At 58.1% G+C, this 25523-nt stretch carries 24 protein-coding genes and 2 rRNA genes; 14 read left to right on the top strand and 12 right to left on the bottom strand.

What is annotated here, in order from left to right; all coding sequences use genetic code 11:
• From ABJD00_RS01520 to ABJD00_RS01490, 7 genes are all read left to right on the top strand, one after another.
• Positions 1-233, top strand: a 23S ribosomal RNA gene (locus ABJD00_RS01520); the annotation flags it as partial.
• Between the two features lie 122 nt (positions 234-355).
• Positions 356-470 (top strand): 5S ribosomal RNA (gene rrf / locus ABJD00_RS01515).
• Positions 471-698: 228 nt separating this feature from the next.
• Entirely contained in the window at positions 699-1346 is a 648-nt protein-coding gene (gene maiA / locus ABJD00_RS01510; protein WP_413830985.1) for a maleylacetoacetate isomerase, read from the top strand.
• A 14-nt stretch (positions 1347-1360) separates the two neighbouring features.
• Positions 1361-2311: an MBL fold metallo-hydrolase gene (locus tag ABJD00_RS01505; protein ID WP_413830983.1), complete on the top strand. Its 951-nt coding sequence runs from the start codon at positions 1361-1363 to the stop codon at positions 2309-2311.
• Complete coding sequence (locus tag ABJD00_RS01500; protein ID WP_413830981.1) at positions 2308-2733, top strand: YybH family protein; 426 nt, start codon at positions 2308-2310, stop codon at positions 2731-2733. Before ABJD00_RS01505 ends, ABJD00_RS01500 begins: the two co-directional genes overlap by 4 nt.
• A complete protein-coding gene (locus ABJD00_RS01495) occupies positions 2730-4364 on the top strand; it encodes an FAD-dependent oxidoreductase (protein ID WP_413830979.1) in 1635 nt (544 codons plus the stop codon). The genes ABJD00_RS01500 and ABJD00_RS01495 overlap by 4 nt, the downstream gene beginning before the upstream one ends.
• On the top strand, positions 4361-4552 hold the full coding sequence (locus ABJD00_RS01490) for a DUF2783 domain-containing protein (protein ID WP_413830977.1): 192 nt from the start codon (positions 4361-4363) through the stop codon (positions 4550-4552). Before ABJD00_RS01495 ends, ABJD00_RS01490 begins: the two co-directional genes overlap by 4 nt.
• Here the strand turns inward: ABJD00_RS01490 and ABJD00_RS01485 are convergent.
• The 4 genes from ABJD00_RS01485 to ilvD all read right to left on the bottom strand — a co-directional run bounded on the left by ABJD00_RS01485 (position 4549) and on the right by ilvD (position 8127).
• Positions 4549-4920: a hypothetical protein gene (locus ABJD00_RS01485; RefSeq protein WP_413830973.1), complete on the bottom strand. Its 372-nt coding sequence runs from the start codon at positions 4918-4920 to the stop codon at positions 4549-4551. The two genes, ABJD00_RS01490 and ABJD00_RS01485, sit on opposite strands and share 4 nt — an antisense overlap.
• A gap of 13 nt (positions 4921-4933) precedes the next feature.
• Positions 4934-5707 (bottom strand): DUF6478 family protein, encoded by a 774-nt coding sequence (locus ABJD00_RS01480; RefSeq protein ID WP_413830987.1) that lies wholly within the window; start codon positions 5705-5707, stop codon positions 4934-4936.
• Between the two features lie 85 nt (positions 5708-5792).
• A complete protein-coding gene (locus ABJD00_RS01475) occupies positions 5793-6383 on the bottom strand; it encodes a hypothetical protein (protein ID WP_413830971.1) in 591 nt (196 codons plus the stop codon).
• Entirely contained in the window at positions 6364-8127 is a 1764-nt protein-coding gene (ilvD, locus tag ABJD00_RS01470) for a dihydroxy-acid dehydratase (RefSeq protein ID WP_413830969.1), read from the bottom strand. The genes ABJD00_RS01475 and ilvD overlap by 20 nt, the downstream gene beginning before the upstream one ends.
• A gap of 168 nt (positions 8128-8295) precedes the next feature.
• On the opposite strand from ilvD, the gene ABJD00_RS01465 reads away from it, so the two are divergent.
• Genes ABJD00_RS01465 through ABJD00_RS01450 form a run of 4 tightly spaced genes read left to right on the top strand, consistent with a single transcriptional unit; the run spans position 8296 to position 14545 of the window.
• Positions 8296-11379: an ABC transporter transmembrane domain-containing protein gene (locus ABJD00_RS01465; RefSeq protein ID WP_413830967.1), complete on the top strand. Its 3084-nt coding sequence runs from the start codon at positions 8296-8298 to the stop codon at positions 11377-11379.
• On the top strand, positions 11376-12281 hold the full coding sequence (locus tag ABJD00_RS01460; protein ID WP_413830965.1) for a lysostaphin resistance A-like protein: 906 nt from the start codon (positions 11376-11378) through the stop codon (positions 12279-12281). Before ABJD00_RS01465 ends, ABJD00_RS01460 begins: the two co-directional genes overlap by 4 nt.
• Positions 12282-12338: 57 nt before the next feature.
• Positions 12339-13268: an acetyl-CoA carboxylase, carboxyltransferase subunit beta gene (gene accD / locus ABJD00_RS01455; RefSeq protein WP_108838689.1), complete on the top strand. Its 930-nt coding sequence runs from the start codon at positions 12339-12341 to the stop codon at positions 13266-13268.
• On the top strand, positions 13265-14545 hold the full coding sequence (locus ABJD00_RS01450; RefSeq protein WP_413830963.1) for a bifunctional folylpolyglutamate synthase/dihydrofolate synthase: 1281 nt from the start codon (positions 13265-13267) through the stop codon (positions 14543-14545). Before accD ends, ABJD00_RS01450 begins: the two co-directional genes overlap by 4 nt.
• Here the strand turns inward: ABJD00_RS01450 and zapE are convergent.
• Positions 14542-15600: a cell division protein ZapE gene (gene zapE / locus ABJD00_RS01445; protein ID WP_413830961.1), complete on the bottom strand. Its 1059-nt coding sequence runs from the start codon at positions 15598-15600 to the stop codon at positions 14542-14544. The two genes, ABJD00_RS01450 and zapE, sit on opposite strands and share 4 nt — an antisense overlap.
• Before the next feature lie 137 nt (positions 15601-15737).
• Here zapE and ABJD00_RS01440 point away from each other — a divergent pair, with 137 nt between their 5' ends.
• Positions 15738-16979: an MFS transporter gene (locus tag ABJD00_RS01440; protein ID WP_413830959.1), complete on the top strand. Its 1242-nt coding sequence runs from the start codon at positions 15738-15740 to the stop codon at positions 16977-16979.
• Here the strand turns inward: ABJD00_RS01440 and ABJD00_RS01435 are convergent.
• From ABJD00_RS01435 to mbfA, 7 genes are all read right to left on the bottom strand, one after another.
• A complete protein-coding gene (locus tag ABJD00_RS01435) occupies positions 16976-17887 on the bottom strand; it encodes an alpha/beta fold hydrolase (RefSeq protein WP_413830957.1) in 912 nt (303 codons plus the stop codon). The two genes, ABJD00_RS01440 and ABJD00_RS01435, sit on opposite strands and share 4 nt — an antisense overlap.
• Positions 17887-18792, bottom strand: coding sequence for an ornithine cyclodeaminase family protein (locus ABJD00_RS01430; protein WP_413830955.1), 906 nt, complete (start codon positions 18790-18792; stop codon positions 17887-17889). Before ABJD00_RS01430 ends, ABJD00_RS01435 begins: the two co-directional genes overlap by 1 nt.
• Positions 18789-19409 carry an HAD family hydrolase gene (locus tag ABJD00_RS01425; RefSeq protein ID WP_413830953.1) on the bottom strand — a complete coding sequence of 207 codons (621 nt, stop codon included), beginning with the start codon at positions 19407-19409 and terminating at the stop codon, positions 18789-18791. The genes ABJD00_RS01430 and ABJD00_RS01425 overlap by 4 nt, the downstream gene beginning before the upstream one ends.
• Positions 19406-19855 (bottom strand): YaiI/YqxD family protein, encoded by a 450-nt coding sequence (locus ABJD00_RS01420; RefSeq protein WP_108838716.1) that lies wholly within the window; start codon positions 19853-19855, stop codon positions 19406-19408. The genes ABJD00_RS01425 and ABJD00_RS01420 overlap by 4 nt, the downstream gene beginning before the upstream one ends.
• On the bottom strand, positions 19852-20682 hold the full coding sequence (gene fghA, locus ABJD00_RS01415) for an S-formylglutathione hydrolase (RefSeq protein ID WP_413830950.1): 831 nt from the start codon (positions 20680-20682) through the stop codon (positions 19852-19854). Before fghA ends, ABJD00_RS01420 begins: the two co-directional genes overlap by 4 nt.
• Before the next feature lie 96 nt (positions 20683-20778).
• Positions 20779-21702, bottom strand: coding sequence for an AEC family transporter (locus ABJD00_RS01410; protein WP_413830948.1), 924 nt, complete (start codon positions 21700-21702; stop codon positions 20779-20781).
• A gap of 28 nt (positions 21703-21730) precedes the next feature.
• Positions 21731-22705 (bottom strand): iron exporter MbfA, encoded by a 975-nt coding sequence (gene mbfA / locus ABJD00_RS01405; RefSeq protein ID WP_413830946.1) that lies wholly within the window; start codon positions 22703-22705, stop codon positions 21731-21733.
• 139 nt (positions 22706-22844) lie between these two features.
• Here mbfA and ABJD00_RS01400 point away from each other — a divergent pair, with 139 nt between their 5' ends.
• Together ABJD00_RS01400 and ABJD00_RS01395 are read left to right on the top strand one after the other, a co-directional pair.
• Positions 22845-23462, top strand: coding sequence for a TetR/AcrR family transcriptional regulator (locus tag ABJD00_RS01400; protein WP_413830944.1), 618 nt, complete (start codon positions 22845-22847; stop codon positions 23460-23462).
• 64 nt (positions 23463-23526) lie between these two features.
• Positions 23527-25185 (top strand): Y-family DNA polymerase, encoded by a 1659-nt coding sequence (locus ABJD00_RS01395; RefSeq protein WP_413830942.1) that lies wholly within the window; start codon positions 23527-23529, stop codon positions 25183-25185.
• Positions 25186-25523: the final 338 nt, after the last annotated feature.

Below are 25523 nucleotides of genomic sequence, written 5' to 3'. Positions count from 1 at the left end.
AGTACGAGAGGACCGGGGTGAACGATCCACTGGTGGACCAGTTGTCGTGCCAACGGCAGTGCTGGGTAGCTATGATCGGACAGGATAACCGCTGAAGGCATCTAAGCGGGAAGCCCCCCTCAAAACAAGGTATCCCTGAGGGCCGTGGTAGACCACCACGTCGATAGGCCAGAGATGTAAGTGCAGTAATGCATTCAGTTGACTGGTACTAATTGCCCGATAGGCTTGATTTGATCCAGTAAAAGCAAGACTGCATACGTTTTGCGATGAACGATAAATCAAAAGCATACACAGCTTAAACGAAAGTCGTACGCGACTTGGACAACATGTTGAGGAATACAGAGGTCTTTTTTGGTTTGGTGATCATAGCGCAAGCAAAACACCCGGTCCCATCCCGAACCCGGCCGTTAAGTGCTGTAGCGCCGATGGTACTGCGTCTTAAGGCGTGGGAGAGTAGGTCATTGCCAAACCTAAAAAGCCCTTTGTTTTCTCGTATCTCTCTGTCGATGACTTCCCAATTTGCAGTAACTGACCAAAGCATACAGCGTTAAGCGTTGTTGGGGCTGCACGATTGTCGTATCTGCTGGCGGCGGATGGTTGAAATCGACCCTATTCAGGTCAAACAACTCCGCTTGTCCCCCTTGTTGGTTACAATTTCAACTATTACCCATGTCGTGACCTGACCTTTGGTGCATCACATGACCTCACCGCCCCTAACACTTTATAGCTACTGGCGTTCCACGACGTCCTATCGCGTTCGTGCAGCGTTAAATATCAAGGGGATCGCGTACCGAACTGAACCTGTTGATCTATTGGCCGGGGATCAATGTGACAACCGGTACAGCGCGCTCAATCCCGGTAAAGGCGTTCCGACTCTGGTCTTGGCAGATGGTACTGTGCTGACCCAATCCATGGCCATTCTAGATTTTATTGAGGTAACTTGGCCTGACCCGCCACTCTTGCCGCACGAACCGGTAGACAGAGCCCGAGTTTTGGCAGCCGCACATACAGTCGCCATTGATGTGCATCCAGTGAACAATTTACGCGTTATTCGGCATTTGCAGGCCGTCGCCGGAATCGACGCAGATGCAGCAAAGGCATGGATGCAGCACTGGATCCTGGAAGGATTTGAAGCCTTTGAAACGTTGGTGAATGATACAACGCCATTCTCCTTTGGCGACACTCCTGACCTAGCGGACCTTTGCTTTGTGGCACAGACATATAACGCACACCGCTGGGGTGTAGACCTGTCCCCTTTCCCAAATATCGTCCGTATCGAAGAGGCCTGCCTTGCTGTGCCTGCCATCGCCGCCGCCCATCCTGATCAACAACCCGACGCCCACTAAGGACACACTGCACCATGGCCAAAGCTTTTGCCTCACAAGGCGACATGAGCGAAAAAAAGATCACCTTTGATGAGATTGGCGAGGGTCTGTGGGCCTTTACCGCGGAAGGGGACCCAAACTCGGGTGTCATCATCGGTGATGACAGCGTGATGATTGTTGAGGCCCAGGCAACGCCGCGTCTCGCAGCGAAAGTCATCGAAAAAGTGCGCGAGGTGACCGACAAACCGATCAGCCACGTGGTGCTGACCCATTATCACGCCGTCCGGGTTCTGGGCGCATCAGCCTATGGCGCCGATCAGATCATCATGTCGGATGCGGCCCGCGCCATGGTGGTCGAGCGGGGACAAGAAGATTGGGACAGCGAATTCCAACGCTTTCCCCGTCTTTTCGAAGGGCACGAAAGTATTCCCGGTCTGACCTATCCCACGACCACTTTCAGTGACGCAATGACCGTTTACCTCGGCAACCGTCGTGTCGAGATCAAACATGTGGGTCGCGCCCATACGGCTGGGGATGCTGTCATCCACGTGCCCGATCAGAACGTAATGTTCACGGGTGACATCGTGGAATATCACTCCGCGTGCTATTGCGGCGATGGCTACTTCGCAGACTGGGGCGACACGCTGGACGCGATCAAATCTTACGATGTGGACGCCATTGCTCCAGGGCGTGGAGATGCGCTTGTGGGCAAAGAGATGGTGGGCAAAGCCATTGAAAGTACGCGTGATTTTGTGGATAGCACTTATCGCCCGGCGGCTCGGGTTGCTGCGCGCGGCGGTTCATTGAAAGAAGCCTGGGATGCTGTGCGTGCTGAGTGTGATCCGAAATTCCACGATTATGCCATCTATGAACACTGCCTCCCGTTCAATGTCGCACGGGCCTATGACGAAGCACGCGGCATCGCACACCCGCGCATCTGGACGGACAAGCGGGACATTGAGATGTGGGAGCAGTTGCAGGGATGACAGACAGGGCAGACATTGAAGCATTGTTTGACACATACTTGTCGCGCTGGAATGCGCGGGATTTTTCGGGAATGGCACCCTTGTTCACGGAACCAACCATTTACATGACTGAATCTGGTCCGCTGCCGATAGCATCCCGGCAAGAAATGGAAGGAATGTTTCGAAACAAGTTTGCCGAAATGGATGATGCGGGGTTCGATCACACCGAGATTGGAGGAATCACCGTGACCCAATGCGACGAGAAAACGGCCTTTTTGGAAATGAACCAAGTGCGCCGTTTGCGCAGTGATGGCTCTGCGATGGACGAACTGGACGCAATCTATGTGTGCTCCAAAACCGCTGAAGGCTGGCGTTTAGTGGTGGTCATCGGGGCGTGGCTCGATTGGCGCCAAAGATCGGAGTGTCCGGAGGCAACGGCATGAATGCCCCGCACCGCGATCGGTATGCCCTCGCTTTTCACCTCTACCCATACGCGCGCGTTCCAGCGCAATCACAGCCACCGCAACGTCACCCAGTTGTGATTGTCGGAGGTGGTCCCATTGGCATGGCAACCGCACTTGATTTGGGGCGTAAAGGGACGCCGGTACTGGTCCTTGACGATCATGAGGGCGTTGGGAAGGGGAGCCGCGCGATCTGCTTTGCCAAACGAACGCTCGAGATTGCTGACCGTTTGGGGGCAGGCCGACGGATGCGTGACAAAGGGGTTGTCTGGAATATCGGCAAGGTATTCCACGGCCCTGAAAAAGTGTTTGAATTCAACTTACAACCAGAAGGCGGGCACAAGAATCCAGCGTTCATCAACCTTCAACAACCCTATTTTGAAAAGTTCCTCGTTGAAGAAATTCGCACTGCGCAAACCGAAGGTGCGCCCATCGAAATTCGTGGCCGAAATGCGTTAAACGGGATGGCGACAAAAGACGATCACGTTTTACTCGACATCGATACGCCCGACGGCCCCTACCAGATCGAGGCGGACTGGCTGATCGCTTGTGATGGCGCACGTTCGCCGATCCGCGACATGATGGGCCTCAGCTTTGATGGCCGTGTATTCGAGGATAATTTCCTGATCGCTGACGTACACATGACGGCCGATTTCCCGACCGAACGCTGGTTTTGGTTTGAACCTCCATTCAAGAACTCCGGTCAATCCGCTCTGCTGCACAAGCAGCCTGACGACATCTGGCGCATCGACTTTCAACTGGGCTGGGACATTGATCGCGCCGTCGAACTGGACCCGGACCGCATCCGCGCCCGCGTGGATGCCATGCTGGGTGAAGGGGCAGAGTACGAGTTGGAATGGACGTCAATCTACACATTCCAATGTCGTCGGATGGAGACGTTTCGTCATGGACACGTCCTGTTTGCCGGGGACAGCGCCCATCAGGTGTCTCCGTTTGGTGCGCGAGGTGCGAACTCTGGCATTCAGGACGCCGAGAACCTTGCTTGGAAACTGGATCTTGTATTGCGTGGCTTTGCACCGGATGCCCTGCTCGACAGCTATTCAACCGAACGATCCTTTGCGGCGGATGAAAATATCCTCAACTCCACCCGTGCGACTGACTTCCTGACACCCAAAAGCGAGATAAGCGGCATTTTCCGCAATGCCGTGCTGGAATTGGCCTCGGATCATGCCTTTGCCCGACCGCTCGCGAACTCTGGGCGGTTGTCGGTGCCCTGTATTTATGACGGGCAGGTGTTGAACGGGCCAGATAGCCTCGCCGGTCCCGATCGAACCCGGGTGGGTGCGCCATGCGTGGATGCAGAGCTGGCCGATGGCTTTTTACTGGATCGGCTGACAGGCGCCTTCACAGTCCTTAGCATTTGTACTGAAGCTCCTGAATTGGACGAAGTGGATGGTGTGCCAGTGCTCCATGTGACGCTGTCTGCGGCCGACGATCCCAAGGGAATGGTGAAAGACAGGTACCTGGGCAATTCGGAGCAGGCCATTTATTTGTTGCGCCCAGACCAACACGTGGTGGCGCGATGGCCGTCAGCCACTGCGAAAGACTTAGCAGAGGCAATGCGCATCGCTTTGGGAAAGGGAGTGGTATGACCAAGTTGAATCTCGACCCAAACATCCCTGATCCGGACGGTTTCTATGATGAGCTATTGGAAGTGCACCAAGGGCTAACGAAGGAGGCCAGCGACGCGCTGAACGCGCGCCTGATCCTTGTCCTTGCCAATCATATCGGAGACCGGGACGTGCTGCGCGCCGCTTTGGCCGCAGCTAAGCGGTCCTAGGACGTTTCCGTGCAGTGACGGCGAAATGCGCGTTTGAGCATATCCAGCTCTGCACGTAGCAACTCGACCTCAGCCCGCAAATCTTCTCCCAAGACCTCGCCTGCGATCAGTGTGAACTGGCCCAAGGTTGTATCGTCCGTGGCATCCGCGATGACAAAGACCTGTACGCCATCCGAAATCGCCGTGGCTGGCACGGGGACCTGCACCTGCCAATAGCCTTCGGTTTCGGCTTTCTTCACCTCTACATCTGGCACGGTAATATCAAGGTGCGTGACTCGTATCTGCGGCACGCCGCTGCCGGACTGTTTAACCATCCCTTCCCAAATGCCCTGCCGCATTCTGGTCGGTGTCAGTGTCAGAGTGCTCATACTGCTCCCTTCCTCACAATGCTGCGCGCGGGCGGCGCGAGAAGGTCAGATCGCGCAGCGTGATCTGGTTCATCTCCGGCCCTTCAAAGATGAGGTCAATCCATGCCTTTTCCACCCGCTTTTCGTTCAGTTTTGAATAGGCGAGGTCGAATTCGACAGTCACTTCTTGTTCGTTCAGTGGCAATTCTCTCACGATCTGTTCGGTGTTGGGACCGTGACGAATGTTGAGACGCCCAAATATTTCAAGGGGATACTCCATTTCAACAATTGTGTTCATGCCCAGAAGGTGTGTCTTTGTCAGACCCTGTACTGCGTCTTGAGGCAGGTCGATCACAAGCGAAAGGAATGAGCCGTCAAATTTAAAGACATCCATGCGCAGACCATAAGGAGCAAGATCGTGTTCGCGCTGGTTGCGGATTTGGCGCAGGGTTAATTCGCTCAAATTGCAGTCGTGAAACAGGGTAACTTCGCTGCCCATCATGGTCTTGGACTGAACCGAAGATTCGCCTGCATTATGCAGCGAGCCACGCCACAGTTCCGGACGCCATGTCCAGTCAGAGTTGTGTGGACGTGCAAAGTTCGTGGACCCGATGGCGGGCAAAGCCAGCCGTTCATCGGCAGCGTGGATCAGACGATCAAGGTGACTGCGCAGCAGCCGGGCGGAGGAACGCAGGCCGCGCAATTCACCCAGTTCCGCAGTCTTGGCATTGCGCGCTGCACGCGCCCAACGGCGCATCGCACCCTTGTGCGACAGCTTTTCGATGTACCGTATCGTTTTGCCTGCCATGTACCAAACGCCGTTCTGGCCGCCCATTGCGCGCCTTTTATCTATGCCAAAGGTTTCGTTGAAATGAACCGGGCAATTGTGCGCCTCACTCTGGTTTTACCAGTGTCGTTGCAGAATTGTCCTGCGCCGCGCTCAATACTGCTGCGGTCCGGGCACGAGTGCGCTGCATTGTCTCGGTGAGCAGGCTTGGCGCGTTTTCGCCCAGCGGCTGTCCATTTTCGCCCTCATAAATGGCGAGGCCAATAACTTGATCGCCCACCGGCCCCACTGCACGCCAGTAAACGTCGCGCATCTCAGGACTGGGAGGGTTGCCGCTGACTTGCAGTAAAGTCAGCGTGCCGGATGTACGGCGAGACAGAACAGTTTCGCCGCCTGAGCCTGCGCCCGAACCGACGCCCTGATCCACAGTGGCCGCAGTGATGACGGCAAGGGGAGCACCAAACGAGGCTTCGCCGCCCAGTGTATCGCAACGTGCCATTACCGCAAAGCGCGCGCGCACGCTACGTTTGTCGACGCAGTAGCCGATGGGCGGGACAAGGCTGACGGACCCGCCCGCCAGTGAGGTAAAAGGCAATCCGTTGTTTGGTGCTCCACCGAACCCGGCCAGTTCATCGCATCCTGCCAGAGCCACGCAGGTGGCTCCGGCCAGAAAGGCCTTAGAGTTCCATGTAATCATGGCGCTCGGCCTTGGCCCCGGGGTGCGTCACCGCCCCCAGATATGTGGCGCCGACCAGCTTGGCATATTTCCACAAGGCCCCGGAGCCGTACAGGGTCTCGCGCGGACCAGTCCAGGCGGCCCTACGCTCTGCAAGCTCTTCGTCCGTCAAGGCGACGTTGATTGACCCTTCGATGGCGTTGATGGTGATGACATCGCCGTCCTTCAACAGCGCGATTGGACCGCCGTGTGCCGCCTCCGGGCCAACATGACCCACACAAAAGCCACGCGTTGCGCCTGAAAAACGACCGTCTGTGATCAGCGCGACCTTCTTGCCCATGCCTTGCCCAGACAGGGCGGCCGTTGTCGCCAGCATCTCGCGCATGCCGGGACCACCGGATGGTCCTTCGTTGCGGATGACAAACACGTCGCCTTCCTCATAGGTGCGGTTCTGTACGGATTCAAACGCATCCTGTTCGCATTCAAAGATGCGCGCGGGGCCAGTGAAAATCTGGTGCTGTGGCTCGATCCCGGCGACTTTCACGATAGCGCCTTCGGGGGCGACATTGCCCTTCAGGCCAACGACGCCACCAGTTTTGGTGATCGGGGTTTCCACAGGATAGATCACTTTGCCATCGGCCTCGAGGCTGTTCTTGTCCAGCTCTTCGCCGATTGAATAACCCGTGGCGGTCATGCAATCTTCGTGGATCAGGCCAGCTTTGCGCAGTTCCTTCATCACGACAGGCACGCCGCCAACTTCGTAAAGGTCCTTGGCAACGTACTGACCACCTGGTTTCAGGTCGACGAAGTACGGCGTGTCGCGGAAAATCTCGCACACGTCTTCGAGGAAAAAGTCGATGCCCGCCTCGTGCGCCATGGCAGGCAAGTGCAGGCCCGCATTGGTGGATCCGCCCGTACAGGCGACGATGCGCGCCGCGTTTTCGAACGCTTCGCGGGTGCAGATGTCGCGCGCGCGGATGTTCTTTTCGATCAGGTTCATGACCGCTGCGCCGGATGCTTTGGCGTACTCATCACGAGACTCGTATGGCGCGGGTGCCCCAGAGGAATTCGGCAGAGCCAGTCCAATCGCCTCTGAAACGCAAGCCATTGTGTTGGCGGTGAATTGGCCACCGCACGCTCCGGCTGAGGGGCAGGCGACGCGCTCAAGCACGTCCAACTCGGCCTCGCTCATGGTGCCGTTCTGCTGGTGGCCCACGGCTTCGAACATGTCCTGAACGGTCAGGTCGCGGTCGAGATACTCGGCGGGCACTGGAGCGTTTTCAGCAACACGGCCTGGCAGGATCGACCCACCATAAAGGAACACGGATGGCACGTTGAGGCGGATCATGGCCATCATCATGCCCGGCAGGGATTTGTCACAACCCGCAAGCCCCACGATTGCGTCATAGCAATGCCCGCGCATGGTCAATTCGACTGTGTCGGCAATCGCCTCACGGGACGCCAGAGACGAACGCATCCCTTCGTGTCCCATCGCGATTCCGTCGGTAACGGTGATGGTGGTGAATTCGCGCGGTGTACCCGCCGCACCCTTGACCCCAACCTTGACCGACTGTGCCTGACGGTTCAGCGCGATGTTGCAGGGCGCTGCTTCGTTCCAGCAGGTGGCCACGCCAACGAGGGGTTGGTGGATTTCCTCCTCGGTCATGCCCATGGCGTAGTAGTAGGACCGGTGCGGTGCGCGCGCAGGTCCTTCGGTTACATGGCGGCTGGGCAATTTGGATTTGTCGAACTTGCCGTCTAGCATCGGGCCTCTCCCTCGAAGAACATTTGCACCGGAATAGCCATTGGTCGGGGTACCTGCAAGCGTCCGCCGCGGTTGAATTGCGGTCTGGGTGTCACTAGGTAAACCGCATGCTTCAGGCTGGAGGAGTTATCTGCCAGACCACCGGGCACAGCCGATCGGGACGATTGCATGGATTCCAGCCTTTTCGCTTTCATCTGGAAGCACTCTAAAAGAGACCAGTTGATGTTGCTGGCGCTGACCGTTGTCACGTTTCCATTCCTCTATGCGACGCTGGAACTTCCTAAACGCGTGATTAACGATGCCATCGGGGCGACGTCAGATGCAGTGCAAGTCTTTGGCTTTGAGCTCAGCCAGATCCAATTCCTGTTGACGCTGTGTTTCGGTTATCTGGCCGCTGTGATCGCACATGGCCTCCTCAAAATGCGGCTGAACACGATGAAGGGTGTGACGGCTGAGCGGCTTTTGCGCCGTTTCCGGTTCCAATTGATCAGCCGGATGTTACGCTTTCCGCGCACCTATTTCCGTTCGACCAGCCAGGGCGAGTTGGTCAGCATGGTCACGTCCGAGGCCGAACCGATGGGCGGCCTGATGGGCGACATGGTGGCCCAGCCGGTGTTTCAGGCCGGACAAATGCTGATCATCCTGATCTTTCTGTTCATTCAGTCTGTCTGGTTTGGCATTGCCGGGATCGCGCTGATCCCCCTGCAAGCGTGGCTGATCCCGATGTTGCAACGGCGGATCAACCTGCTGAACAAGGCGCGGATCAAAGAAATGCGCGCCTTTTCCTCTGAAATCGGGGAGAGTGCGGCTGGCATTACTGATCTCCGCACCAATGGTGGGCTGCGTTACCGGCTGGCGCAGTTCACGGATCGTTTGGGGCGGTTGTTTGGGATCCGCTTCAAAATCTACCAGCAAAAGTTCTTTATGAAGTTCCTCAATAACTTCATTACGCAACTGACCCCGTTCTTTTTCTATTTGGTCGGCGGGTATCTGGTTATCCAAGGTGAAATCACTGTCGGTGCGCTTGTCGCCGCTCTTGCTGCTTACAAAGATCTGTCGAGCCCATGGAAGGAACTGCTGACCTACTACAACCAGACGCAGGATATGGCTGTGCGTTGGGAGGTTGTGACTGAGCGGTTTGGCCCCAACGGTATGATTGATGAGGAGCTGTTTGAGGTCGAGCCGGATGAGGTGCCACATCTGCGCGGTGATATCGAACTGAAGGATGTGACCGTTCGCACGGTGGACAACAACCCGATCCTCGAAAACATCAACCTGACAATCCCCAAAGGCGCGCGGGTCGCCATTCAGGCCCGCAACCAGACGGAGCGGACCGCGTTGGCCGAACTGTTGACGCGTGAAGTTATGCCTTCGCGTGGAACAGTAGAGATGGCAGGGTATGACCTGTCAGAACTGCATCAGTCTGTGATCGCGGCGCGCATCGGTTATGCACATTCGCGCCCCTATCTCTTTGACGGTACACTTGGCTCAAACCTGTTGATGCCCTTGATGACCAGCCCGCGCACCGTCGATTGGGAGTCCAACAAGCGTGACAGGATCCAGAACGAGGCCATTCGATCTGGCAACAGCCAAGACCGGGTAGATGTCGATTGGGTAGACCCCGCCTTGGCGGGCCTGACGGATGGGGATGACATTCGCCAGTGGTGGTTTGAGCTGATCCAGGCGATGGGCGTCGACGATTTCATGTTCCGGCGGATGCTGACCGGTCGGATTGACCCGGACATGCATCCCGAGCTGGCCAAAGCCATGGTCGAAATACGTCCGGTGGTGGAGAAGTGCCTTCAGGAAAAGGGTCTGATTGACGAAGTCTACCGATTTGATCCGGATAGCTTTAACCCGGCTGTTCCGCTTGGTGGCAACCTGTTCTTTGCTTCGCCTCGGCGCGAAATCAGTCAGGAAGGGCTCGCGGCCAACGCGATGTTCATCAACCTGATCTTTGAACAAGGTCTGGCCGAACAGGGAATCGCAATTTCGCAAACCCTCATTGAGACTCTGCACCAGACCTTTGGCATGGACGGGACGAACCATCCGCTGTTCACGGCTCTCAATATCGATGAAAGCATGTACGAACGTCTCGTCGACATCGCACAACGTCGCCGCGAACGCGGGGATATTGCGCTGACAGATGACGAGTTTGCGCTTTTGTTGACCGTTCCTTTTGCCTTCACCGCCGAACAGATCGGTCCAGCCTTTCCCGACAGTTTCAAAAAAGAAATCGTTGAAATCCGCAAAACCAGTGGCGTGGCCCTGCGTATGCAAACGAGTGACTTCTTTGTTCCGATTGCACCGGAAAACTATCTACCGCGCCTGACTCTGCTGGAGAACGCCCTTTACGGTCGGATCTCCATGGTTGCAGGCCTGAAGGGCGAGCTGATTGAAGATGTGGTGGCCGATTTGATCAGGGATGCTGGTCTGCGCCGGTTGGTTGCGGAGACAGCGTTTGATATTCCGACCGGACTGGGCGGAACAAAACTGCCCACCATCTTCCACGAGCGCGTCGCATTCTCGCGTGCCGGTATCAAACGTCCTGATATCCTCGTCCTAGACCGGGCGCTCGCCTCTCACAGTGCCGAAGAGCGGCGCAAGACCCGCACCGCACTTCGCGGTTTGTTGCCAGATGCCACGTTGATCTTTCTGGAAGAAAAGTTCGAAAACCCGGACGCCTATGACCTGTTTGTCGAGATCAAGGATGGGCGTATTGATGGTGTACAAAACCTGGAAGAAGATGACAGCGACGACTTGAATCGCAAGTTGCGGGTTATTGCCCGCACCGAATTGTTTGAGGGGCTGAGCAACCGGAACCAGCGTCTGCTGGCATTCGCGGCTCAGTGGTACGAGGCAAAGAAAGGGCAGCGCATCTTTTCCATGAACGAAAAGCCTGACGCCGCCTATTTGTGTATCTCGGGGTCTGCGGTTCTGAGCTATGACATCAGCGAAGGCGAACGCCCTGTTACAACGATCGAACCCGGTCGGTTGATCGGGGACCTTGCGATCTTGTCGGATGAAGTCCGCAACCTGAACCTGACGGCGACGTCTGATTCATTGTTCCTGCGCATTGGCGCCGCCGAATTCCGGTCTGTGGTGGAAAGCGACACAACCGTTTTGTTCAGTCTGTTGCGCACAGTTTCCGGTTACCTGACCGGTGCTGCGGAATTGCTACGTCAGGCCAACATCGAGATCCCTCAGGAAGAAGGCCCACCTCCGCCTCCGTTGGAGAATACTGACACATGAGTGTCTGGACCTTTGACTATTACCCCCACGCTCGCTTTATCGCTCCGGCTCTAGGGGCGGCACAACTGTGGCGCTTGTGCTTTGGGCTGGTACTGGCCGCAGGTCTGTTCCTTGCCCTCACGCAACTGCTGTTTGGCACCCTGTTTCAAGTGATGGAACCTGGTGTCTTGGACGCTATCATGGAGGATGGCCAGACAGGGCAGTCTGCGACCGGCATGTTCGTCTTGCTGTTCCAATTGGGGTTGCTTGGGGTATCGGCGGGCCTTGTCGTCGTCATGGTGCACAAACGTCGGCCCCTGACACTGATCGGGGAGCCAGGGCTGGCCTTGCGCCAGTTCATTGTGGTTGCCACCGCAATGCTGATCCTGATGGCCGCCATTTGGGTTTTGCCGCCTTATGACATGGGCGGACCGCTTGAGCGCAATATGGCGGTGGGTCGCTGGCTATTGTTGCTGCCGGTTGCTGTTGTGGCCGTTTTAATCCAGTCGGGCGCCGAAGAAGTGTTCTTTCGCGGCTACATTCAGCAGCAACTGGCAGCGCGGTTTCGATCTCCGTTCATTTGGATGATCGTGCCGGCCACTCTGTTTGGGATGGCCCACTACCTACCCGACAGCGCTGGCAGCAATGCGTGGACTATTGTGGCATGGGCGACCCTCTTCGGCATCCTGATGGCCGACCTCACTGCTCGTTCCGGCACTTTGGGCCCAGCCATCGCTGTGCACTTTGTAAACAACCTCTCTGCCATGGTGATCACCAGTGTTCCGGATGAGATGTCCGGCCTTGCGCTGTTCGTCCTCCCCTTTGGTCTAGGGGACGAGGCGCAAATGGCCGCTTGGCTGCCAGTAGACTTCGGCATTATGTTTGTAAGCTGGCTTGTCGCACGTTTGGCAATCAGGGCCTGATTGCATTTGGGCCCGCCCCGGATTATCTGAAACCTAACGTCGCAGCAGGAAGACCTCATGAACTGGATCAGCAACTACGTCCGGCCCCGGATCAACTCGATCTTTTCGCGCCGCGAGACACCGGACAATCTGTGGACCAAGTGCGATGAGTGCGGCACGATGCTGTTTCACCGCGAACTCAGCGACAATCTGAACGTCTGCACCAACTGCAACCATCATATGGCGATCACGCCGCGGGATCGCTTTGGGGCCCTGTTCGATGGCGGTATCTTTTCCGAAGTCGCGGTCCCCACACCGATCGCGGACCCGCTGCAGTTCCGGGACCAGAAAAAATATCCTGACCGTATGCGCACGGCCCAAAAATCGACCGGAGAGTCAGAGGCGATGCTGGTCGCCGCAGGCGAAATTGGCCGCACCCCGATTATTGCTGCCGCGCAGGACTTTTCCTTTATGGGCGGTTCTATGGGCATGTATGTGGGCAACGCGATTATCGCCGCTGCCCAAGAGGCGGTAAAACTCCGCCGCCCGCTAATCCTGTTTTCTGCCGCTGGCGGAGCGCGGATGCAGGAGGGAATCCTGAGCCTCATGCAAATGCCGCGCAGCACTGTCGCGGTCCAGATGCTCAAAGAGGCGGGACTGCCCTATATCGTCGTGCTGACGCACCCGACAACGGGCGGTGTGACGGCCTCTTATGCGATGCTCGGTGACGTGCACATCGCGGAACCCAACGCGCTCATCTGCTTTGCCGGGCCACGCGTAATCGAACAGACCATCCGTGAAAAGCTGCCCGAAGGCTTCCAACGCGCCGAGTATCTGCTGGACCACGGGATGCTGGACAGGGTGACCAAGCGCACCGAGATGCGGGCCGAGTTGATCACCATCACCCGTATGTTGATGAACCAGCCACCTGCCGTGATGGGCGATTTGCCCGCACCAGTACCGCCAGCGTCACCGGCTGAGGCCGACGACACCGCACCGAAAAAATGAGCACGCCCACATCCGACGCGATCCTTGCCCGGATGATGGCGTTGCACCCCAAGATCATTGATCTGACTTTGGATCGCGTCTGGCGATTGCTGGCGGCCCTTGGCAATCCGCAGAACGACCTGCCTCCGGTGATCCACATCGCAGGCACCAACGGCAAGGGATCGACACAGGCTATGATCCGCGCTGGGCTTGAGGCCGCTGGCAAGCGTGTACACGCCTACACATCGCCCCATCTGGCCCGCTTTCATGAACGGATCAGGCTGGCAGGAACTCTAATCTCAGAGCCTGATCTGACGGCGCTGCTGGATGAATGCTACGCCGCAAATGGCGGCGACGATATCACCTATTTCGAGATCACGACCTGCGCTGCGATCCTCGCTTTTGCCCGGACCCCTGCGGATTATACATTGCTTGAGGTTGGCCTTGGTGGGCGGTTGGATGCGACCAACGTGCTCGACACTCCAGCGCTGACCATCATCACTCCGGTGTCTATGGATCACGAGGCGTTTCTTGGAAACACGATCGAGGCCATTGCCGGGGAAAAGGCAGGCATCATCAAGCGCCGTGTGCCCTGCATCGTTGGTCCGCAGGATGAGGCTGGGCTGGAGGTGATTGAGGCGCGCGCTGCGCGGCTGGGAGCACCGGTTCTCGCCTACGGCCAACACTGGCATGCCAGCCCTGAACGTGATGGGATGATTTATCAGGATGAAGTTGGTCTGCTCGATCTGCCCCGCCCTGTGCTGCCCGGCGATCATCAGATCCAGAACGCAGGCATGGCGCTTGCGGCACTCCGGCATTTGGGGTGTGACGAGGCGGCGTGCCTTGCTGCGGTCACCCAAGCGTCCTGGCCGGCTCGGATGCAACGTCTGCGCAGCGGTCCTCTCGCTGAGATGGCGGCGGTTTCGGGCGCTGAACTTTGGTTGGACGGGGGGCACAATCCGGCGGCAGGACACGCTCTGGCGTCTGTGCTGCGCAGTCTGCCCGCGCGACCGACGCATATGATCTGTGGGATGCTCAACACCAAAGACGCACGCGGGTATCTGGCCCCTTTGGCAGAGGTGGCTGACAGCTTGAACGCACTGTCTATACCGGGTGAGGCTGCGACTCTTCCGGCCTCTGAAACCGCAAAGGCGGCGCAGGATGTTGGGCTGAACGCGTCAGAGGCTGAAAATGTAGGCGCTGCCTTAGATGAGATCCTTGCCCACACCCCTCATGCGCGGGTTTTGATCTGCGGCTCGCTATACCTTGCCGGGGCGGTTTTGCGCAAAAACGGCTAGGCTGTGGCCCATCCTTCGCTCTGCATTTCGCGCAAACGCGAGGCGGTACGTTCGAATTCAAATGTGCCTTCGCCTTCCAGATACAGCATTTCAGGCACCGCGGCGGCGGAACAAATCAGGCGCACTTGGGCCTCGTAAAGGGCGTCAATCAACGTCACAAACCGCTTGGCTTCGTTGAAGTTGCTACGTGACAGGGTGGGGATGTCGTCGATCATCAGCACTTTGCAGGCCTCCGCGATGGCCAGAAAATCGCCCGGCCCCAACGGCTTGGCACACAGATCATAAAAGCTGGCACGCCCTACGCCGTTGCGGAACCGCGGGATCGTGACAATGCGGCCCGTCACCGTGATATCCAACACATGGTCATCGCCCCCGGCCAAATCGTTCCAGATGTCATCCATCTCGCGATGTGCAGCAGTTCCCAGTGGCGTGAAGTATGTCGGACTGCCGGTCAGCCGATCCTGCCGGTAGTCAGTGGGCGAGGCCAGTTCCCACACCAACATCTTTTCCTTGAGCAAGTCGATGAATGGCACAAAAAGTTGTCGGTTCAACCCGTCCTTGTAAAGGTCATCGGGAATGCGGTTTGACGTCGTGACAACCACGACCCCGGCTGCAAACAACGCCTCAAACAGTCGCCCCACGATCATTGCATCGGTGATGTCACTGATCTGCATTTCGTCAAAGGCAAGCAAACGTACCGAAGCCGTTACATCCGCAGCCACAGGTGCAATGGCATCGTCCACACCTGTCTTGCGGGCTTCGTGCATGGCGGCGTGAATTTCCTGCATGAACGCGTGGAAATGGACGCGGCGGGCCGGGACCTCCACATGGCTCACAAAGAAATCCATCAGCATGGACTTTCCGCGCCCAACGCCGCCCCAGAGGTAAAGCCCCTTTGGTGGCTCTGGTGCCTTGCGGAAGAACCCGCGCTTGACGGGTTCAGCCAAGGCCGCGCGGATGCGTTCAAACTCGGGCAACACCGCCTCTTGCGCGTCGTCCCGTTTCAGCGCGCCTGCCGCCACAAGGGCCTGATATTCTGTCATCAAATCGGTCATTGTCGCCTGTGGTAGCCTGCCATCGCCCGCCTGAAAAGCCAGCACAGTTCAGAGAATGTGATGCCGGGGCAATATTTCCTGATTTGACGGTGTGGATCGATACGTTAACTCTACTCTGACGCTTCGGAGACACGCCTATGCAAAGCCGCACACCTCTTTTCACTCCGGTCCTGATTGTCGGCTGTGTCATCATTGTCGTGAGTTTTGCGGTGCGCGCGTCATTTGGCGTGTTCCAGATCCCGATTGCGGACCAGTTCGGCTGGGCGCGGGCAGAGTTTTCGACGGCCATTGCGATCCAGAACCTCGCTTGGGGGGTCGGCCAGCCGATCTTTGGCGCGATTGCAGAAAAGATCGGGGACCGCAAAGCGATCATTATTGGGGCAGTGCTCTATGCGGTGGGGCTTGTCCTGTCGGCCTATTCGGTGACGCCGCTTGAACACCAGCTTTATGCTTGGCTCGTAGGGTTTGGGATAGCGGGAACAGGCTTTGGCGTCATTCTGGCGGTGGTCGGCCGTGCGTCAAGCGATGAAAACCGATCGATGAGCCTTGCCATCGCTGCTGCTGCCGGGTCGGGCGGTCAGATTTTTGGCCCGCCCGTGGCGGAATGGTTGTTGGGGATGATGGCGTGGCCCAGCGTCTTCATGATATTTGCGGCGGCCATCATGGCCACTCTTTTGACCTTGCCGATGATGCGGGTGCCTGTCCCGGCTTCGAAGGCAGCGGTAGAAGAAACCATGGGCGAAATTCTGATGAAAGCGTTTCGCGACCCGTCGTATTTTCTGATCTTCATCGGCTTTTTCTCTTGTGGATATCAGGTGGCGTTTATCACGGCGCACTTTCCAGCCTTTGTAACTGAGTTGTGCGGACCAATCATGCCTGGTGGTATGCTTGATAGCATGGGCGTTTCGACAACGTCCGCCCTCGGCGCAGTTGCTATTTCGCTGATCGGTCTTGCCAATATTTGCGGGACGCTGGCCGCGGGTTGGGCGGGCAAACGGTATTCAAAGAAGTACTTGCTTGCTGGGATTTACGCCGGGCGTACAATAGTGGCCTCGCTGTTCATCCTGTTCCCCATCACGCCGGAAACGGTGATCCTGTTTTCGGTGGCAATGGGTTCGCTGTGGCTGGCGACAATCCCGCTTACCTCTGGTCTTGTCGCGCAGATTTATGGGGTACGTTACATGGGCACGCTGTACGGCATCGTGTTCTTTTCCCACCAGTTGGGGTCATTCCTTGGGGTCTGGCTGGGTGGACGTCTTTACGACCTTTATGGCACCTACACGCAGGTCTGGTGGGTCGGCGTTGCGGTTGGGGCGTTCAGCGCGATTGTGCATCTGCCCATCCGCGAACGCCCGTTAGGACCAGCCGCGCCCGCTTAGCTCAGTGAGGCGCGGATGGCTTCAATCACCTGACCAGTATGTGTGTATGTGATCCCGTGACCCGCCCCCGGCACCACCACCTGTTTTGCTTTGGGGTTCCATTTGGCCAGCTTGTCCTTCCCGGCCAATACGATGACGTCGTCTTCTTTGGCCCAAACGCAAAGCACTGGGATTCCGGCCTTTGCAATCGCTTTGTGCTGGTCTTTGGCGACGCGACGCAAAACGCCGCGCAGAGAGGATAACATGGCAGGGAAGTACCCCCGCCTGTCCGTCTCGGCGCGTTGTAAATCGTTGATCCCTTCGACACTGCTGGGCAGATCAACCTCTGCGTCAAGGCCTTTGCGCAGAATCCGCGGGTAGCCCAGCAGAAACAGCCAGTCGCCGATGAACGGCACGTTGAGTACGACGCGCATTTTGAGGGAATTGATATTTTGCATGCCCGCCGGCGCCAGCAGGATCAGTTGTTTGATCCGGCTTGGGTAGGTGGCCGCAAAGTGCGTCGCGACCGCTCCGCCCATGGAGTAGCCCAACACTGTCAGTGGTTCGTCCACCTTCTCATGTTCCAAAAGATCGGTCAGCTGTCGGACGAAGAATGGACCGTCCTGTAAGCCCCGCACCGTGTCTGAAAATCCGCGGCCAAAATGGTCATAGATCAGCACTCGAAAACCCATCAACGCCAGCCCCTTTGCCACCCCGCGCCAGACATAGGACGAGGTGCTGAGCCCGTGAATGCACACGGCAACTGGGCCCCGTTCTGGTCCGAGCCAGTAGTAGTGTGTGGTGCCTTGGGACAAGAGTGCGAACTTGCCAGGTGCCTCCTGGCGCTGCGTTTTTGACAGAGGGCTGCGCGTCCACTCAACAGTAAATGGGATCGCCAAAATGCCCAGAAAGATGATCAATGCCCACATCAGCGCGCCCTCCACCGGTCCAGAATATAGCGGCTGGTCATCAGGTCCAGATGTGCGCCGCCGCCGTTCTTGAACAGGGTGATGTCGTCTGTTGCGGGTTTGAAAGACGGCAGATCGTAGTAGTCTGCAAGAAGATGTTCACGGGCAATCGTGCCTGCCTCCAGCGGAATCTTTACTTCGCCAATATGTCCGACGGTGGTGTCAAAGCTGTCCACATAGATGCGGGACCGAAGCAGGGTGGTGTCGTCCACCTCACGCATGTCAGGGCGGTAGGCACCGATCAAATTGACGTGCTGACCCTGGCGCAACCAGTCGCCGCACAGCCACGGAGTGGTTGCCATGGTGCACCCGATGATGATGTCTGCGTTGTGCGCTGCGGCTTCTAGGTCGGGTTCGACCGTAACATCGGGGTGCGCCTTTGCAAATTCGGACGCGCGTTCTGGTGTGCGGTTCCAAATGCTAAAGGCAGCGTTGGGAAAGCCCGCGCCAAATGCCGCGCGCACGGAAGCTGCCACAGTGCCTGCGCCCACGATCAGAATGCGCTGCGGGTTTTCCGGGGCGAGGTGCAGGGCCGCGAGCAGGCTGTCTCCGGCCGTTTTCCATTTGGTGACGAGGTGGAAGTCGATGATGGCGTCAAGCGTGCCGTCACTGTCGGAGTATAGGGAAACGCCGCCGTTTATAGTGGGTTTGTCTGCATTCTCAGGGAAAATAGTTGCTGTTTTGACGGCCATGCCTAGCCCGTCAATCCACGCGGCGCGGCTTAGCAGGGTATCAGGATCGCGGTATAGGAACGTGTCGCCAATCTCCGCCTTTGGCAGTGAGTGGCCTGCGGCCAGTGCATCCGTCAGGCCAAGCCAGTCGAGCAGAGCGTCGCCCTGATCAAAGGGGATGACGGGTGGGCTCATGCGGCCTCGTCCATGTGCAGGAGCCCTTCAGCAACCAGCCGGTCAGCCCAGCCTTGTGGCCCTTCAAACAGATGAGTGTTCCAGCCCCTTGCTTTGGCCGCTGCGATATTGTCCTCCCGGTCGTCGGTAAAGATCAGGTCGGCCCCGCTTAAACCGCTTGCGTCCTCAAGCATTTGGTAAATCTGTGCATCTGGCTTGATGACGGCCATATGGCCGGAAATAAAATCACGATCAAACTGGCGCATGAACGGGTAGTGTGTCGCCGCGAAATCGTAGCTTTGGATGCCGAAGTTTGTGAGGGAAAAGACTGGTGTACCCTTGGCCTGTAACGCGCCCATCAGGCGGACAGAGTGGTCGATCACCGGACTGGCCATCTCGATCCAACGGTCGTGCCACATACGGATTTCGGCACGCCAGTCGGGGTAGTCTTCGGCAGCGGCATAGATAGTTTCGGTAAAGTGGTGGCCGAGGTCGACCTTGTCATTCATGGCATGCAAATCCACGGACTCGAACATTTCGCGTCGCCGCGCCTCTCCGATCACGCTGTCGTAGAACCGCTCGGGTTGCCATTCGATCAGCACGTTGCCGATGTCAAAAACCACTGCCTTGATACTCATCGCTGTGCTGCCCTCAGTTCTCGTTCCAATGCGTCAAGAAAACGCGATCTGTCTGCTTTGGTAAACCCTTTGCCGCCGCCCTGCCGAAAGGGGTCAGCGGCGCGCAGATCTGCCATGAGATCGCGGGTGGCCAGAACGTTACCGATGTTGGCGGCTGTCAACGCCTCACCATTGTGCTTGAGAACCCGCGCACCCGCTTCGACGCATTTGGCAGCCAGCGGGATGTCTCCGGTGATCACCACGTCTCCGGGGCCCGCACGTTCGGCAATCCACATGTCGGCCACGTCCGGGCCTGCATCGACGATCACGTTTTCGACCAGCGGGTTTTGCGAGGGGCGCAGGCCGCCATTGCTCACCACCTTCATCGCCACTTTGTGCCGGGTTGCGACCCGCTCTGCTTCAGCCTTTACAGGGCAGGCATCCGCATCAATGTAGAGTGTGGTCACGCCCACAGGTTCTCTGCATGAAAGGCCACGTGATCTTCCATGAAGGTCGAGATGAAGAAGTACGAATGATCATAACCGGGCTGCATCCGGAACGTCATCTGCTGACGGCGCGCTGTGGCCGCTTCGGCGAGTGCTTCGGGTTTCAACAGGTCGAGGAATTGGTCATTCGTGCCTGTGTCGATCAGTATTGGGCCGTCAAAACCATTTGAGCGCATTAGAAGGGTGGCATCATGGGGGGACCATGCTGCCTCATCGCTTCCGAGGTAGGCGGTCAACTGCTTGCGCCCCCAGTCGCTGGCACAAGGGTTCGCGATGGGCGCGAAGGCTGAGGCGGACTTGAACCGCCCCGGTAAGGACATGGCCATCGTCAATGCACCATGCCCGCCCATGGAGTGGCCTGTGATGCTCTGGCGTTCCATATCGAGAGAAAAATTTCGTTCCAATAGAGTAGGCAATTCCTCAGTCACATAGTCCCACATGCGGTAATGCGCGGCCCATGGGTCCTGGGTGGCGTTGACGTAAAATCCCGCCCCCTTACCCAGATCATAGCCATCATCGTCCGCTACATCGCCACCGCGCGGGGAGGTGTCCGGAAAGACCAGTGCAATCCCATGTTCTGCAGCCCATGCCTGCGCGCCCGCTTTGGTCATCGCGTTTTCGTGGGTGCAGGTGAGCCCGGACAGAAACCACAAGAGCGGCACGGGCCCCTCTGCAGCCTCGGTGGGCAAGAAGAGGCCAAAGGTCATATCGCAGGCGCAAGACGAGGAGGCATGGGTGTACACCCCTTGGGTGCCACCAAAGCATGCATTTTCGGACTGGGTTTTCATGGCCGTGTTCCTTTCGTTTGTTCATCGCTACCGGGCAGGCGCGCGGGCGGCAAGTTTCGGATGCCTCCGGCGTTAGACTTTTTTGTCAGAGGATTTTCAGCTGATCCAGGCAATCACTGCGGTGAGGCTGCCGACGCTGAGGGCGGTTGAAACCAGAATGGCCGCAGAGACTCGCTGTGGCGCAACGCCGTAGTGCTGCGCCAGCATATAGATGTTGCCTGCCACCGGCATGGCGGCGCAGGCGATAATCATGGCGGCGCCAAAGGGTTCAACATCAAAAATGTAGAGGGCGTAGATGGTCACCGCGAGCGGGTGCAGCACCAGCTTGCAGAAACTAAGCCACGCTGCGATCTCTATCCGCTCGGTTGATTTGGAGGCCAGAGACGCGCCGATGGCAAAAAGGGCGCCGGGCGTCGCAGCTCCCCCCAGGATTCCAAGGAAATCGTTCATCGGTGCTGGGATCGGAATATCCAACCCTGCCCAAGTCAGACCCAGTGTCATCGCTACGATCATCGGGTTTTTGATCAAACCTATGGCAATGGTCCTAAGGATCGACAGTGACATCCGCCCGTCCCGCCCAATGGTAATCAGGATAACGATCAGGCTGGAGAACACGATAAGGTCGGTTGCCAGCACCAGCATGACCGGGCCGATGGCTTGCGGGCCGAACAGTAGCGCGAGCATTGGCAGGCCCAGAAAGCCGGCATTACCGATCACGGCGCACTGGGCCTCGATCGCCCCTGTTTGCAGATCAAGGCCACGGATGCGCGCGACCGCTGTGGCGATCAGGTAGACAGCAAGCGTGCCACACAGGTATGCCGCAACTAGCTTGCCGTCCCAAACCTCAGCCAGTTCCAGATTGGCCGAGAACCGGAATATCATGGCTGACAGCGCAAAGTAGAACACGAATTTGGTGAGGTAGGCTGTCGCCTCTTCAGTGAAAAACCGAGTGCGGCCTGCCCAGTAACCCAGAGCGATCAGGGCGAAAAAGGGCAGGGTTTTGAAAAGGATCGCCAGCATAGGTCACCCTTAGCGCGACCTGTGTCCGCTAACCACTGCCGATCAGCACTCCTGCTGCAAAAACCAGTGCGCCGCCTACAACGACCTGCAGAGTTGCCCGCCAAAAAGGCGTATCCATATATTTGTTCTGGATCCATGCGATGGCCCAAAGCTCGACAAACACCACGGCGATGGCAGTGACCGTTGCTGTCCAGAAATCATTGATAAGGTAGGGCAGGGCGTGCCCCAATCCCCCCACGGTTGTCATGATGCCGGACGCAAAGCCCCTTTTGACTGGCGACCCGCGCCCTGAGAGTTGACCGTCGTCCGAGGCCGCTTCGGTAAATCCCATGGAGATGCCTGCGCCCACAGACGCAGCCAACCCGACAAGGAAGGTGGTCCATGTGTCTTGCGTTGCGAATGCGACGGCAAAGATGGGTGCGAGGGTAGAGACGGAACCGTCCATGAGGCCTGCAAGCCCTGGCTGGACGTAAGTCAGGATGAACTGGCGGCGGTCCTTGTCGTCTTCCGTTTCACGGGTTTCGTCATCAAGATGCTTGTCCTCCAGAGCGTTTGCTGTGCGCTCGTGTCCGGCTTCAGCGGCGGCCAGATCACCAAGAAGCTTGCGCGTGGTCGCATCCGATGTGCGTCCAGCCGCCGCGGTATAGAACCGGGCTGCATCACGCTCCATCGCTTCGGCTTCGGAACGGATGCGATCCAGACTAAGGTTTTCAACCAACCAAGTAGGGCGACGGGCATAGTAACCAGACACATGTTCGCGACGGATCAGTGGGATCACCTCACCAAAACGGGCGCGGTGCAACTCGATCAGGCGCTTGCGATGCGTATCCTCTTCGGCGGCCATATCGTCAAAGATGGCAGCACTGGCGGGAAAATCGTCTCGCAGGTGTTCGCCATAGCCGCGATAGATGCGGGCATCGTCTTCTTCTGAGGAAATGGCGAGCGCCAGAATTTCTTGTTCACTAAGGTCGTTGAACCGTTTGCGGTATGTAGTAAATCGCATTTCTGTCTCGTTAGTTTAGAACCATTCCAAACTATGATGGCGTGTCTGTTCGAACTTGCAACAGGGTTTTATCGGTTTTTTCTGTCGGAACTGAACGGAACAGTTTATATTGCTGACAGTCTATGACACTGGAAGTTTTATGAACGACGCCTCGCCCATGGTCCGTAAGGGCCGCAAGTTTGATCAGGTCCTTGAGGGCGCACGTACTGTGTTCATGGCCGATGGGTTTGAGGGCGCGAGTGTTGATGACATTGCTCGTGAGGCCAACGTCAGCAAGGCGACTCTTTACAGCTACTTTCCGGACAAGCGGTTGTTATTTATGGAAGTTGCCAATCAGGAATGCGCCCGCCAAAGCCGCGCAGCCATTGATACCATCGATATGAGCGCTCCACCCCGTACGGTGCTGGCGCAGGTGGGGCGGCATTTTGTGCGCTTTATCACCTCGAAATTCGGGCAGCAGGTGTTTCGCATCTGCGTGGCTGAATCGGACCGTTTTCCAGAGATCGGGCGCGCATTTTACCAGTCGGGCCCTGCGCGGATGCGCGCCGTGATGACCGAGTATTTTGCCGAAGCCATGGCGCGGGGCGAGTTGCGCATGGACGATCTGACTCTCGCATCGGACCAATTTGGTGAGCTGTGCAAGGCCGATATCTGGCCGCGCCTGATGTTTGGGGTGATCGACCATGTGACGCCTGCCGACATTGACCGGGTGGTTGATGGCGCGGTGGAGACGTTTATGGCGCGCTACGGCACCTGACACTCTCGACTCGGACGCTCGACTCATCGTATTCAGGATGAGAACAAAATATGAACATTAGTTTATGTCCGACCGCCGCATCCTTTCCCTGTGGTTCCCGCGTCTGGGGGCAGAACGTCTGATCCGGCGCCAACCGGTACTGGGTGATCAGCCACTGGCTGTAGTGCAAGAGCAGCAGAATGCGCAAGTTATCACAGCTTTGAACGGTGTTGCGCAAAACAGCGGTTTGCAGGTCGGCCAACCCGTGCGGGACGCCCATGCGATGTGCCCCGGTCTGCTCACACATCCGCGCAGTGTGGTGGGTGAGACCCGGTTTTTGGAGGCCCTACAGCGCTGGGCGGGCAAGTTTTCCCCTTGGGTTGCGCCCGAGGAGGGCGACGCACTGGTTGTGGACCTGACGGGCTGTGCGCATCTGTTTGGGGGCGAGGCGCAGTTGCTGCAGGTGGTTGAGGATGATTGCACCGATCTCGGGTTGTCTGTGCTGATGGGGCTCGCGGACACGCGCGGTGCGGCATGGGCCCTGGCCCGGTATGCGGGCCGTGCGGCGGGGTCAGACCGCACAGGCGATGCTATTGACCAAGAGGCGCGGGCCACCCGGTCGCGCGCAGGCAAGCGGCGGCACTGGACCAAAGGGGGTGCGGCCCCGGCCATTCGCACCCGCACCGGCAACACCCAACGCATTGCCCCGCCGGGCCAGACCTATGGCGCACTCAGCCCCCTGCCCATTGCCGCCCTGCGCCTTGAGCCTGAGGTGACGGCACAGCTGGGCCGCCTTGGCCTGCGCCGGGTGGGGGATCTGCTGGGCCAGCCCCGCGCGGGTCTGGCGCGGCGATTTGGCCGGGGCCTTGTGATGCGTTTGGATCAGGCGATGGGCAGCGCGCCCGAGCCTGTGTCGCCCGCCAAGACCCCTGACCACTTCGCAGTCAGGATGACGCTGCCGGACCCGATCGGGCTGGCTGAGGACGTGATGGCGGGCATTGACCGGTTGCTGCCGCGTCTGTGCAAGGCGTTGGAAGACAAGGGGAAAGGCGCGCGGCGCGTGGCGTTACAGGCCTATCGCAGTGACCACGGGGTCGAGGTGATTGAGGTCGGTCTGGCCCGTCCCAGCTTTGATCCTGCGCGCATCCGTCCGCTGCTGGAGCTGAAGCTGGACGAGATCGACGCAGGTTTTGGCATCGATATGCTGCGCCTTGTGGCCGTGCAGGTCGAACCGCTGCATGACGCGGCCGTGGTGGGGCATCTTCAGGCGGGTGAGGCGGTGCAGGCGCGACTGAACAAGGCGGACGCGCTGGACGATCTGATCGGCCGGCTGGGCGCCCGTGTGGGGCTGGAGGCGATCCGCCGTGTGCACCCGGCGGACAGTCATATCCCTGAAAAGGCGCACAAGATACTGGCGGCTGCGTGGTCCAAACCGCACGAGGGCACATGGCCTGCGCCGAGCAATCCGCGCCCCCTGCTGCTCTGGCAGCCTGAGCCGGTACATGCGCCTGCCACCCCTCACATGCCGCAGACTTTTCGCTGGCGCGGTCAGGACCTGACCCGGCTGCGCGCGCTGGGGCCAGAACGGCTGGCCCCGGAATGGTGGCTGGATGACCCGAACTGGCGCAGTGGCACGCGGGACTACTGGGTGACGGACACGACGTGCGGCCAGCGGCTGTGGCTGTTTTACGGGCACGGCGGGGCGATGTCGCCGGGCTGGTTTTGTCAGGGGTCTTTTGCGTGATCTGAGCAGCGTACGCGCAACGGTGAAAGAGCGCGGAGCAGCAAGGGCCACGAATCGAGCGTTAACGTCAGCTTTTTATGGCCAAACGGAGGTGCACAGTCCGTACACACCACGTGCACAACCTGTACACCGGCTGTGCACCGTTTGCCTGGTTAACAGAGCGGGCGGTTGGACGTGTTAAAGAAAGGTGAAGGGCGGCCTTGCGGACAAACCAGCCGGATACGAAACGGACAGTAGCGCGTCTCGACACACAGCTTCCAATCAGTCTTATAAAGGAAAGCTACTTTTTTTTGAGGCCGACAGTATTGTTTTTATCCAGCTTCATTGGACCTAATCGC

It is taken from the genome of Tateyamaria sp. (genome assembly GCF_039945315.1).
In the GTDB taxonomy this organism is placed as follows: Bacteria; Pseudomonadota; Alphaproteobacteria; order Rhodobacterales; family Rhodobacteraceae; genus Tateyamaria.
Note: the sequence above shows the minus strand (reverse complement) of the source record. Positions and strands in the feature narration are given on the sequence as shown.